The organism is Rhodococcus sp. 14-1411-2a (genome assembly GCF_002259485.1).
GTDB lineage: Bacteria > Actinomycetota > Actinomycetes > Mycobacteriales > Mycobacteriaceae > Rhodococcoides.
Genome location: NZ_NPGA01000008.1, coordinates 176,856 through 188,822, shown reverse-complemented (window position 1 = coordinate 188,822; position 11,967 = coordinate 176,856). Strand labels below are relative to the sequence as shown.

At 65.3% G+C, this 11,967-nt stretch carries 13 protein-coding genes; 10 read left to right on the top strand and 3 right to left on the bottom strand.

Translation table 11 applies throughout. The features are described from left to right. Positions 1 to 20 precede the first annotated feature (20 nt). Positions 21 to 1,010 carry a FecCD family ABC transporter permease gene (locus CH291_RS04805; RefSeq protein WP_179272169.1) on the bottom strand — a complete coding sequence of 330 codons (990 nt, stop codon included), beginning with the start codon at positions 1,008 to 1,010 and terminating at the stop codon, positions 21 to 23. Positions 1,011 to 1,041: 31 nt separating this feature from the next. Here CH291_RS04805 and CH291_RS04800 point away from each other — a divergent pair, with 31 nt between their 5' ends. From CH291_RS04800 to CH291_RS04780, 6 genes are all read left to right on the top strand, one after another. Then, positions 1,042 to 1,971 carry an ABC transporter substrate-binding protein gene (locus tag CH291_RS04800; RefSeq protein WP_176460310.1) on the top strand — a complete coding sequence of 310 codons (930 nt, stop codon included), beginning with the start codon at positions 1,042 to 1,044 and terminating at the stop codon, positions 1,969 to 1,971. A 108-nt stretch (positions 1,972 to 2,079) separates the two neighbouring features. Continuing rightward, positions 2,080 to 2,193, top strand: coding sequence for a streptamidine family RiPP (gene amiA, locus CH291_RS27110; RefSeq protein ID WP_254924168.1), 114 nt, complete (start codon positions 2,080 to 2,082; stop codon positions 2,191 to 2,193). A gap of 24 nt (positions 2,194 to 2,217) precedes the next feature. Then, positions 2,218 to 2,922 carry a hypothetical protein gene (locus CH291_RS04795; RefSeq protein ID WP_141215261.1) on the top strand — a complete coding sequence of 235 codons (705 nt, stop codon included), beginning with the start codon at positions 2,218 to 2,220 and terminating at the stop codon, positions 2,920 to 2,922. Next, positions 2,919 to 4,250, top strand: a complete 1,332-nt coding sequence (locus CH291_RS04790) for a CocE/NonD family hydrolase (RefSeq protein ID WP_068056070.1) — start codon at positions 2,919 to 2,921, stop codon at positions 4,248 to 4,250. Before CH291_RS04795 ends, CH291_RS04790 begins: the two co-directional genes overlap by 4 nt. Continuing rightward, positions 4,247 to 5,605 carry a YcaO-like family protein gene (locus CH291_RS04785; RefSeq protein WP_094670481.1) on the top strand — a complete coding sequence of 453 codons (1,359 nt, stop codon included), beginning with the start codon at positions 4,247 to 4,249 and terminating at the stop codon, positions 5,603 to 5,605. Before CH291_RS04790 ends, CH291_RS04785 begins: the two co-directional genes overlap by 4 nt. Beyond that, a complete protein-coding gene (locus CH291_RS04780; protein ID WP_306437674.1) occupies positions 5,518 to 6,828 on the top strand; it encodes an MFS transporter in 1,311 nt (436 codons plus the stop codon). Before CH291_RS04785 ends, CH291_RS04780 begins: the two co-directional genes overlap by 88 nt. On the opposite strand, the gene CH291_RS04775 is transcribed toward CH291_RS04780, so the two are convergent. Then, positions 6,778 to 7,521 carry a SagB family peptide dehydrogenase gene (locus CH291_RS04775; RefSeq protein ID WP_094686849.1) on the bottom strand — a complete coding sequence of 248 codons (744 nt, stop codon included), beginning with the start codon at positions 7,519 to 7,521 and terminating at the stop codon, positions 6,778 to 6,780. The genes CH291_RS04780 and CH291_RS04775 overlap by 51 nt on opposite strands. A gap of 71 nt (positions 7,522 to 7,592) precedes the next feature. Next, positions 7,593 to 7,841, bottom strand: a complete 249-nt coding sequence (locus CH291_RS04770; RefSeq protein WP_094686848.1) for a hypothetical protein — start codon at positions 7,839 to 7,841, stop codon at positions 7,593 to 7,595. Between the two features lie 162 nt (positions 7,842 to 8,003). Here CH291_RS04770 and CH291_RS04765 point away from each other — a divergent pair, with 162 nt between their 5' ends. The 4 genes from CH291_RS04765 (at position 8,004) to CH291_RS04750 (ending at position 11,949) form a co-directional block, all read left to right on the top strand. Beyond that, complete coding sequence (locus CH291_RS04765) at positions 8,004 to 8,534, top strand: hypothetical protein (protein WP_082898847.1); 531 nt, start codon at positions 8,004 to 8,006, stop codon at positions 8,532 to 8,534. 181 nt (positions 8,535 to 8,715) lie between these two features. Further along, positions 8,716 to 10,188, top strand: coding sequence for a PepSY-associated TM helix domain-containing protein (locus CH291_RS04760; protein WP_094686847.1), 1,473 nt, complete (start codon positions 8,716 to 8,718; stop codon positions 10,186 to 10,188). Next, positions 10,185 to 10,733: a copper chaperone PCu(A)C gene (locus CH291_RS04755; RefSeq protein ID WP_094686846.1), complete on the top strand. Its 549-nt coding sequence runs from the start codon at positions 10,185 to 10,187 to the stop codon at positions 10,731 to 10,733. Before CH291_RS04760 ends, CH291_RS04755 begins: the two co-directional genes overlap by 4 nt. Next, on the top strand, positions 10,726 to 11,949 hold the full coding sequence (locus tag CH291_RS04750; protein ID WP_094686845.1) for a Dyp-type peroxidase: 1,224 nt from the start codon (positions 10,726 to 10,728) through the stop codon (positions 11,947 to 11,949). Before CH291_RS04755 ends, CH291_RS04750 begins: the two co-directional genes overlap by 8 nt. Positions 11,950 to 11,967: the final 18 nt, after the last annotated feature.

The following is an 11,967-nucleotide window of genomic DNA, read 5'->3' as shown; positions in this document are numbered from 1 at the left end:
CATTACGAGGTGCCGAGCCTTCATCGTGTCGCGGCTTGTCTGTGCAGAGCCATCAGCAATACGGGAACGCCGAGCAGTGTCGTCGTGATGCCCACGGGGATCTCGATCGGATACAGCAAGATTCGCGACGCCAGATCGGCGGTAGCGAGCAGGACTGCGCCGATGATGGGCGTGAGCAGGAATATCCGCCGTGAACTCGTCGTGTGCAGAGCCCATCGAGCCAGATGTGGGGACAGCAACGCGACATAGGCAACCGGACCGCACACCGATGCCACCGCGGCGGTGAGCGCTGCGGCGCACGCCAGTGCGGTCAGCCGGGTCGGTATCACGGAGATGCCCAGTCCCGCAGCCACATCGTCTCCGAGTGCAAGGGCAGCGACCCGATGCCGCATGAGCAGAGCGAGTGGGATGAAGACGGCAAGCCAGGGTGCTGCGACACCGAGATGGCTCCAACCTCGCTCGCCGAGACTGCCGAGCAGGTACCGAAAGAGCAGGGGCAGGTTCCCTTCGGTGCCCAGGCCGACCAGTGCAATGACCAGTCCCGACGCGAGAGCGCTGACCGCAGCACCGAGCAGTACCACTCGGTGAGGGTCGCTGGTCGGTCCAACGGTGGTGATGACCGCAATGCCGGCGACAGCTGCGCCGCACAGTGCCAGATAGGGAAGTGCTGTCAGCGGCAACGGAAGTGCAAACACGGCAACTGCCGTCATCGCGACAGCCGCACCGGAGGACACGCCCAGAATCTCCGGACCGGCAATCCTGTTGCGCAGTACATCCTGCATCAACGCTCCCGCCAGTCCGAGGGCTGCACCGCTCACCAGGCCCAACAGCACACGCGGCAGTCGAACGAGCGCGACGTGCGGGTGGAGGGGATTCGACGGGTCGAGCACGGCGTCGAGCGCGCGCACCGGATCGAGAGTCGGCTCGCCCAGGCACAGAGCCAGCACGATCACGGCGACGCAGGCGCAGGTACCCGCAGCACGCCAACGTCTATCGGTAATGATTATCATTGCGGATACATCATTCTGCAAAGGAGTTCCCATGCGCAAGTTGTCCGGCTTTTCTCGATTGTTCGGCGCACTCGCACTCTCGGTGTTCGCGCTCGCGGCATGCGGTACCGCCGATGCGGGCAACGCCGACGCAGCAGCTGCGGTCACGGTCACCGACGACAGCGGAACGGTGATCGAGCTCGATGCACCCGTCGAGCGAATCGCGTGCCTGACGCTCATGTGTGTCGACGCGTTGAAGGAGGTGGGCATGACCCCCGTCGCTTACCGAGAGGAACTTGCGGCCGATCCCCGCTATGCCGGTCCGGATGTGGACATGCGCAAGATCACGGGCGGATTCGGTGAAGAGAACGTCGAGGACATCGCGCTCTCGGAACCGGACCTCGTCATCGGACTCGGGGGAGTGCAGGACGGGTTGCGGGGTGCCGTCGAGGAAGTGGCACCGATGTACCTGGTGAATCCGACTTCCTGGCGGGATTCGGTCGAATTCCTCCGCACGATAGGCCGTTTGACGGATCGGCAGGAGCAGGCGGACGCAGCTGCCGAGGCGTTCACCGCCGAGGTCGATGCGGCCGCGGGCAAGTGGAAAGGCCTCACGACGCTGTCGATGTACGGCGAACCGGGCAGTCTCGGAGTCGATTCCGTCGACACCCCCGTCGGCTCGCTTCTCACGGACGTCAGTGACTATCCGTGGCAGGCGGGAACCGATGCCTTCGCGACGGTATCGGTGGAGCAGATCGCGTCGGTGGATCCGGATGTGGTCTTCGCGCAGGCATTTTCATCAGGTTCCGACAGCGAGCCTCTCTCTGACCGGCTGGCGAGCAATCCGTTGTGGTCGGGTGTGGCGGCGGCCCGCAACGATCGGGTGATCGAGGTGGACGCCGGGGTGTGGGCAACAGGGCGCGGAACGATTTCGTTGCGGTTGGTGCTCGCCACGGTGACGAACGAGCTCGAAAGTTCCTGAACCTTATTGAAAATGATTATCGATTGACGTAGGGTCGGACACCTCGACGATGTCGAGTCCATGGATCGGTTGCACCGCAACCGATTTGCCCATCGAAGAAGGAGAACCATGAACGACAACGAGCTGTTCCGTTCGATCCAGTCACCGGTGTCCCTGGCGACACACTCCGCGGGCCACAGCAACGCCCTGGTCGAGAACCCCTTCGAGGAAGCCGAGGACTGATCTCGGTGGGGTCTGCACACCACGATGTGCAGACCCCGGCCGGCCATCGCCATGGAACTTGCACCCAGAACCGAACTGTACGAATCCGATTCGGGATTCGTGCTCCGCACCGCCGACGACGAACACTTCGCACTCGCGCTCGACCACGAGGAATTCGACCAACTGGCCGGGGCCTTGACCGGTACCGAAGCGGAGCTCTCTGCGAAACCGAAGACGGCGCTGTCCGCGTTGCTCACTGCAGGCCACATCGTCTCCAGTTCGTCCACCGATACGGTTGCGGTGCTCGGCTGTGGCTCCGTAGCTGCTGCGCTGGTGGGGATGCTGGGACGCGTGGGTATGTCCACAGGGCATGCCGCGACTCGATCGATCACCGTGAGTGACGACGGCGTCGACACTCTGCGGTCCGAAGGGGCGATCGCCTGTTTCCGTGAAGGCAATCTGTACCTCGTGGTGCCCGAGGGGGTCCGGCTGACCGACGTGTCGATGCGGCGCGCCGCATCCCGTCGGAACAGGCAACGAATCGAGGACGGCTACGGTCCTCGTGCCGGCGGGCGGCGATTGATCTCGCCGATTCATCCGGTGTCCGACGCGGCGGCCGAGTTCGTGGCTGCTCAGGTCCTGGCGGAGGTCATCGGTCCTACGGCCGACCATTGCGTGACGGCGATCGACCTCCGTACGCTCCGGGTGACTCGGCACCCGATTCTTCCTGTGCCGGAACCACCTCGATGACGCGACGCGAGTACTCGGTCGGGGGACTCCGTACTTTCGTCGTGACGGCGCGAAGTCCGCGTGGCGTGCTGACGATTCGCACGCCTTACAACAGCGAAGCTCATCTCGCCGAGGCCGCGGGCTGGGCCGATCGAGGATTCACCACCGTCGTACAGGACGTGCGCGGCCGGTACGGCTCCGCCGGGTCGTTCCACCCGTATCACGGCGAAGGGGCAGACGGCCTGGCCTGCGTCGAATGGATCACCGCACAACCGTGGTGGTCGCAGGCGCCTTTCCTGTTCCTCTACGGCACGTCCTACGGGGCGCACTGCGCAATCGAAACTACCTTTGCCGCAGGTGAATGCGAGGGATTGGCGGGTGTGTCGGTCGCGGTGCCCGCTCTGGGTATGGGGGAGACGGCGCGAAATCGAGATCGGGCCTTCCACCTGGAGTCTCGCCTCGGCTGGTGGTCCGAGCACGGCGATGCTGCCCACTCTCGCGGGAGTTCGGCGTCGGCGGATCTGCTGGAGACGCTGCCGGTGTCCGACATCGGAGACTCGTCGAGCCCCCGGATACCGTCGTGGCAGTCCGTACTGGCGTCGGAAAGGGTGGATGAGGAGCGCAGGAACCATGCTGCAGCACAACGCTGCCCGCTACTGGCGCAGGGCGGGACCGCGGACTGGTTCGGCCAGGACACCATAGACCTCTGGTCGTCGTGGGGTGGCCCGTCGGCACTCGCCCTCGGACCGTGGGATCACTCGATGCAGGCGTCGGGTCGCGCCGAGCGGATGAGCAAGTGGCTGGGTGCGGTGCTCGACGGTCACCCGTGGACCGGAGCGCAGTTGTACGGTCACCCCGGTGGTCCGCTGCGGCTGCAGACCTGGCCGAACGCCCGAGTGACGGTCGCGCTGACTGGTGGCAGCTTCGTCGCAAATCCGTTGCAGCCCTTCCCTTCCTGCACGTCCGACACCGATGTTCGCAGCCTGACGACACGCTCGGATTGCCTTACCCGTCCGGTGCCGTGGCGCGCAGGAACCCTTGTCGGAACTCCCGTGGTGCGCGTCGTCGGCGGCGACTGCGACCGGCACTGGGGTGCGATGCTGCTCGCCCGAAGACGCGGCGGCGAGGTGGAGCAGCTCACCGAGGGCATGTCCCTCGGCTCCGTCGTGCACCTCGCTCCGCTGTCCACACACATCCATGAGGGAGAGGAACTGACACTGATGATCTCGGCCCACGCCTTCCCCCGATATGCCCGCGATCTGCACACCGATGAAGACCACTTGTACGGTATCCGAGCGGTGCCGATGCAGCGCACCGTGCGAGGCATCGAGCTGGAGATGCCCGTATGAGCGGGGTCGGTTTCAGTGCAGACGATCTGGTCGACCCGTTGACCGGACTCATCCGTGCGTTGCATCCGGTCCAGAGGCTGGACGGTCTGCCGGAACGGTACGTCGGGCTCACGGCGGAGATCGCCGATACTCGTGCGCTCGGAAACTGGCCCTGCGATCTGGTGTCGCTCGGTACCACCTTCGCGGACCCAGCAGGAGCCCGTATCGCCGCGATCGGCGAAGCAGTGGAACGGTACTGCGGAAACTACGTCCCGAACACTCTGCGCTACGCAACGCCGGCGGAACTGCGCGCCGAGGGTGTCCGCCATTGGGGGAACGACACATTCGAGTTCTTCGCGCCGTGGCAGCTGAACTCGGCAGGCTTCCCCTTCGAGCAATTCACCGAGGAGTCTCGAGTCGCCTGGGTAGACGGGGTGTCGGACGACGGTGCGCGTGTCGCGATCCCGGCCTCGTACGTGTACCTGAACTGGCGCAGTGGATCTCGCCGGACGGACCCGTGGCTTCACCATCTGAACTACGCCGGCATCGCCACAGGACAGGGGCTCGACGACGCCGCCGGACGTGGACTGCTCGAACTCGTGGAGCGAGATTCGCTGTCGCTGTGGTGGCACCTGAACCTCCCTGCGCGGGGGATAGATCCGGCATCGGTGCCCGGGCTCGCGGCAGACCTCGGCGACTCACGACTGCGGTGTCATCTCCTCGAGCTGCCGTCGTACTTCGAAGTTCCGGTGGTGGCGGCCGTTGTTCACGATCTCGAACTCGGGATTGTCGCAGGCGGCTTCTCGGCGAAGCTGGACCCGGTCGACACGGCACGCAAGGCCGTTCTCGAAGCGATCCACAGTTGGGTCTTCACTCGAGGACTGCTCGAGGCAGACGGCTGGGTGTTCGGATCGATGCGCGCCGGGGTGCTGTCGCCGGGTCTCTACCTGGACCACCGCGCCGATCGCAGCTACCTCGATGCCGCCGGAGAGTGCAGTGAACACATCCGCGACCTGGGTGCACAAGCCCAGGTGTGGCTCGATCCCCGTACTCAGGCCGCATATCTTCCTCGCTTCACGAATCCGGCCGCGACGGTATCGATCGACGAGCTTCCCCGCGGCACCGCCGACGGTATGCGGAGCGCACTCGCGGTAGCGGGCCACGAGGTGGTCGTCTGCGATATCACCACCTCGGACGTGGCGTCGACGCCACTGCGGGTGGCCCGGGTCTGTGCCTCCGGCTTGATTCCCAACGCCCCAGCCGCATTTCCCTATTTCGGGTTACCTCGGTGGCGCGACATCGCTCGACGGTACGCACCCGATTGCGACCCGACCGATCCGAACACGCTGCTGCTCGCTGCGCCCCCGAGTCTGTGACCGGCTTTCGCCGTTTCGTCCTGGCGCGTGCGGTCGCGTGGATCGGCAACGCGATGTCCACGGTTGCCGTGCCGATGCTCGTCTACCAGTTGAGCGGCTCGCCGCTGCTCTCCGGTGTCGCCTTTGCGGTGGAGTCGTTGCCGTACCTGATGTTCGGACTGATCGCAGGTGCGCTCGCCGACAGGTACGACCGTCGCGTAGTCCTGCTCGCAACTCAACTCGGCAGTGCTCTCGCTCTGGCCAGTATTCCGGTGGCTCACCTGATTGCGTCGGTGACGGTTGCACATCTGATGATCGTCGCGTTCGCCGTCTCCACACTTTTCGTGTTCTTCGATGCCGCGTCCTTCGGCGTCGTACCGGCTTTGGTGGGCCGCCATCGGATCGCCGACGCGACAGGCACGCTCGTCAGCGTCGGCACGGTCATCGGGATCGTAGGCCCGTTGCTCGGTGGCATCACTGCGACGACGCTGGGTCCGCCGGGTGCCATCGCGATCGATGCTCTGTGTTTTCTCGTCGCGACAGTGGTCACCTCGACGATCGCGCTACCCGTGCGGGCCGCGCCGTTTTCGGTCGGTTCCGGTCTCGGCACTTCGATCGGCGAGGGGTTGGCATTCATTCGGCATCATCGTGTGGTGCGTGCCCTGACTGCGGTCGGCGTCGGGGTGAGTGTCGCCAACGGTGTGGTCGTGGGACTGATGGTGGTCGTGGGCGTCCGTCAGCTCGGTCTGGCCGCCGAGGATGCGCGAATCGGATCACTCTATGCAGCAACGGCTGTCGGGGCATTTCTGATCAGCCTGGTCAGTGCGCGCATCCAGCGGGTGGTGGGCACCGGCATGATCACCTGTCTCGGCGTGGTGGTGGCCTTCCTGTCGATGCTGGCGTGGTCCATCACGGGAGTACTCGCCGTTTCTCTGCTGCTCCTGATCGTCTATCAGGCCGCCAACACCATGATCGTCGTCAACGGCATCGTGGTTCGTCAGTCCGTCACGCCCGACCACCTGCAGGCCCGGGTGAACACCACGGCGCGGATGATCGCGATGGGTGGGACTCCTTTCGGCGCTGCGGCAGGCGGGGCCGTCGCCGGTACGTTCGGCGTGACCGCGGCCGTCGTCCTCGGAGCGGGCGCGCTCGCTCTTGCGGGGACGGCAGCCCTGTGGCTCGGGGTGCCGCGGTTACCGTTGCTTGCAGTCCTCGCCGAGTCCGCCGAGCGCGAAAGCCAGTAGCGGAACGGACAGTGGGCACAGACGCAGCAAGTGCGAGATCTCGTCGTCGTAGAAGCCTGAGATGGCGCAGCAGGCCAATCCGAGTGCGGTCGAAACCAAGTAGAGATTCTGCGCGGCGATGCCGGCGTCGATGTGGAGGGTGCGATAGTGGCGTTCGGTGTATTTGATCAGGGTTCGGTCGAGGCGTCCGACGAGTACGGCGACGAACGGTGCCCGGCGCGCGAATTGTGGCTGTACGAGACATGATTCGAGCGCATCGACGGACGGTCCCGTACCGGTTCTGTTCAGAACGTGTCTGTGTGGATCGAACAGGTAGGTCCCCGAGTCGATCTCGGCTGGGCCCCGGAGGGCCACGAGGTGCAGGTCGATCGAGTCGAGACCGCCGGCAGTCGGATTCATCCGGTATGTGTGCGTCGTGCCGTCCGTCCGCGCGGAGGTCCGGCCGGGCCCCGCTGCGGACCGGAGGAGAGTCGAGAGCTGCAGTGCGTCCAGATCTGCGAATCGGTAGTGCGACCGTCGAGCGCGCAGTGCTGTGTCGAGGCGCATCGGTGGGAGAGGCGGTGGCGACGGCAGAACAAAAGTTCCGTCTGCTGCGGGCACGGCCGGAAAGTTCGCGCCGGTGCCGCGATCGACGAGGAGTCGGTGCACGTCCTGGACGCGCGCGACCGTGGAATCGAGCGAATTTTCCGCCATGGACTCCAACTCTAAGTCAACATGGTAATCAGTGTCGATAAGAAATTTTGTAGTTCGATCGACGGGACGTTCTACGAGCCGGAGTGGACGGCGGGAAACCGGTTGCGCAACGCATCGAGCTGGCGATACAGCTCGTAGAGCGCCTGCTTCTGGGTCTGCGCTTCGTCGCTGTGCCACACATGGCTGCGGGAATCGCCTACCCGCAAGGCCTTGCGCGCCAGTTGCTCGGACTCTTCGACGCGACTCGACGCGGCTGCGATCTCGGCGGTCAGCATGTCGGCGAACACCCGAGCCTGGGCCGCGTCCGAATTCTCTGCCATGTGAGTCCACTCTCGATCTCGCGGCTCGACCGTTGATGGTTCGAGTACCGATGATCAGGATAACCAACCGGAAAAAGACCGTCGGACCGGCTTGTGGGGTTCGGAGGCGTCGTTCCGGTACCTGGACTACTACTCGGTGTAGTCGGTAGTAAGCTCCCGTCCATGTCTGCGCCAACGGATGGATTCGCGCTCCTGCGCGGTGCGTCCGTGGGCGGACTGTCGGCGCTGGTCACCGTCGCAGCGCACACGTTCGGTGGGGGAATGCCTCCATCCGACGCGGCCATCGTGCTGTTGGCCGTCGTCTCCGCTGCGATCGGCTACGCGACCGCCGCGGCACCGACACCGGCGGCACCCCGCGCACAGCTGCTGATGATCCTGACTGCCGCGCAGTCGGTCGGACACCTGTTGCTCACCGCCGTCGACGGTCACCATCACGGTTCGATGCTCACCCAGCAGATGTTCGCGGCCCATGTGGTTGCCATCCTGGTCGGCGCTCTGGCCATCCGCGGAGCGGAGCACGGCATCCGGCGCGCAGTGACCTCGCTACGTGAGGCCCTGCCTCTGTTGGCGGCTCTCGTCGTCGACGAGTCCCGCATCGCCCCAGAACTTCCGGTCTACCGACTCCCGGGAACGCCTCGTCTGCTCGACCTGTCGGGCTGCGGAAACCGCGGACCGCCTGCGCTTCGGACCTGACCGCAGCTCGTCACTCCCACCCGCCCTGTACGTAGGCGTCGGGTATCGAGCTGTCGCTGTCTGTTCGACGAGCCCTCACATCGCGCGATCCGCGCTGCCTCGAGCACGCCCGATCGTCTGAGCGATGCCTTCTCGCGCACCACTGCGCGCGCCCACACATGCCTTCACGAAACGAGTCCTCATGTCCACACCGGAATTGGAACGCCTTGCCGATCCATCGCCTCCCACCCCTCCCGATCGCCCCCGAAGCTGGCGGCCGCTGATCATGCGTCTGCACTTCTACGCAGGCATCCTGGTGGCACCGTTCATCCTGATCGCCACCATCAGCGGCGGCCTCTACGCTGTGGCTCCCACCATCGAACAACTCGTGTATCGCGACTACGTCCACGTGGACACGACCGGCCCGGCCGTCCCCGTCGCCCAGCAGATTCGGGTAGCGCAGGCCGAACGACCCGACCTCACCGTCGCCGCCGTTCGCCCTGCCGCCGAGGCCGGCGACACCACTCGGGTGATGTTCACCGACCCGAGCTTGGGCGAATCGCAGCGGCTGGCTGTTTTCGTCGACCCCGCCACCGCGACGTCCGTGGGTGAGCTGGCGGTGTACGGCTCCTCCAGCGCCCTACCGTTGCGCACCTGGATCTCCGAACTCCATCGCCATCTGCACCTGGGGGAGCCAGGTCGCCTCTACAGTGAACTCGCCGCCTCGTGGTTGTGGGTGATCGCGCTCGGCGGCCTGTACCTGTGGTTCGAGCGGTATCGACGCAATCGCGACAAGGCCAGGCTGTTGACCTTCGATCGAAAGTCGAAGGGCCGCAACAGGTCCTTGAACTGGCATGGCGTGGCCGGTATCTGGATCGCCGTCGGTCTGATCTTCCTGTCCGCCACCGGATTGACATGGTCCACCTACGCCGGGGAGAACGTCACCGAGCTGCGGTCGGCACTGAGCTGGACCACCCCCGCCGTCACCAAGACCATCGGATCCTCCGACGCGGCGACGACCGATCATTCTGGTCACGGCGGTCATTCGATGGACATGCCGGCCGACGCATCGACGACGGAGGACAACGTCGAACGCATCGACTCGGTGCTGGGGATCGCCCGAGCCAACGGAATAGGCGGTGCCGTGGAAGCGTCCATTCCACAATCGGCCGACACGGCGTTCGTCGTCGCCGAAACCCGTCAGCCCTGGGTGATGTCGAACGACTCCATCTCGATCGACGGTGCCGCCGGCACAGTGATCGACACCGTGTTCTTCTCCGATTGGCCCCTCGCGGCCAAGCTGTCGGCCTGGGGTATTCAGCTGCACATGGGCACGTTGTTCGGGGTCGCCAATCAGCTTGCACTGCTTGCGCTCGCCGTCGCACTGGCATCGGTCATCGTCAGGGGCTACATGATGTGGTGGAAACGCCGCCCCACCAAGGCAAGCGGCCTCACAGCAGGGCGGCCGCCTCTGCGCGGCGGCATTCGCCGCATCTCACCGATGTCCGTCGCCGCATTGGTGGTCGTCGCTGTCGCTGTCGGCTGGTTCGTCCCACTCCTCGGGCTGAGCCTGGTGGCCTTCCTCGCCGTCGACGTGGTCGTCGGATCGATCCGTCGAGCACGGACCAGAGCTTCCAACTCCACTACTTCCCCACACGAAAGCGAACTGGCATGAATCTCACCCGTCGCACCTCCACACTGTTGGCCGCACTGTCGGTCACCGGACTCGTACTCACCGGATGCTCCAGCAACCAGCCCGCCGCCGCGGCGAAGGAGTCCGATTCCGTCGTCGTACGCGAGCAATGGGTCAAAGCGGCCGACTCCGGTATGACGGCGGCATTCGCCGAACTGCAGAACACCGGCGACTCCGATGTGCACGTGGTCGGTGCATCGTCTCCGGCGTCGAGCCGAATCGAATTGCACGAGATGGCAACCGGGGCGGACGGGGCGATGGTGATGCGGCCGAAGGAGGGAGGCTTCGTCATCCCGGCGGGCGGTACGCACGTGCTCGCCGCGGGCGACGATCACCTGATGCTGATGGACGTCACGTCGCCGTTGACCCCCGGAGCCGACGCGGAATTCACCCTCGAGTTCGAGGACGCGTCGAGCACGACGTTCACCGCGCAGGTCCGTGACTTCTCCGGGGCCCAGGAGAATTACGAGCCCGGCACCATGGACATGGACGGGTCGGCGACCCCCGCGCCGGCACACGGTGGCTGACAACGAGAACCGGTCACCACGCTCGCTGAGCCGGCGGCGTCTCCTCGGTGGAGGCGTCGCCGCGCTCGGCGTCGCGGGCGTGGGAGCCGCGACCGGTTACGGGATCGTCGGCAATCGAGCCGAGCAGACGGCCACCGGCAGTGAGACCGTGCCGTGGCGCGGCGTCCATCAAGCCGGTGTCGATACTGTTCCGCCGCAGGCACACTCGATGTTCGTCGGGTTGAACATGCATGAGCGCGTCGGACGTGACGAGCTGATCGGGATCCTGAAGGTCTGGACGGAGGACATCGGACGGTTGACGTCCGGTGCACCCGCACTGGCCGATACCGAAGCCGAACTGGCGCTCGAGCCCGCCCGCCTGACGGTGACCGTCGGGCTCGGTCCGGGTGTGTTCGATGCGACCGGTCTGCCGGATCGGCGGCCGTCGTGGCTGGCACCGCTTCCTGCGTTCGGAATCGACCGCCTGGAACCGGGATTCACCGGCGGTGATCTGTTGCTGCAGGTGTGCTCGGACGATCCCGTCACCGTTGCGCACGCTGTGCGGGTACTGACCAAGAACGTGCGCTCGTTGGTGACGATCGCCTGGACACAGCGCGGATTCCGGCGTTCGCGTGGTACCGAGGAATCGGGCACCACGATGCGAAATCTGATGGGACAGGTCGACGGCACCGTCAATCCGGAGGCCGGAAGTACCGACTTCGACGGTCTGGTCTGGGACGACGGGAGCGATCAGCCCTGGATGAAACACGGAACGTCGATGGTGTTGCGGCGCATCCGGATCGAGATGGACACCTGGGACGAGTTGGATCGACCCGGCCGGGAACTGTCGGTGGGGCGAACCCTCGACACCGGTGCCCCGTTGACCGGAACCGCCGAGTTCGACGAGGCCGATTTCGACGCAACCGATCGATTCGGAATTCCGGTCATCCCACCGTCCTCGCACATCGCGAGGGCACGGCATGTTCACGACGGCGAGCGAATCTTCCGGCGGGCCTACAACTACGACGACCCACCGGCTGCCGGATCGCTGTCGAACACCGGCTTACTGTTCGCGAGCTATCAGCGCGATGTGCTCACCCAGTTCCTGCCGATTCAGCAACGACTCGACGAATTCGATGCGTTGAACGAATGGACCACCCCGATCGGTTCTGCGGTGTTCGCGATACTTCCGGGAGTGGTCGACGACGGCTACCTGGGGCAGAGTCTGTTCGGGTAACCGTGGCACCTGGGTTTT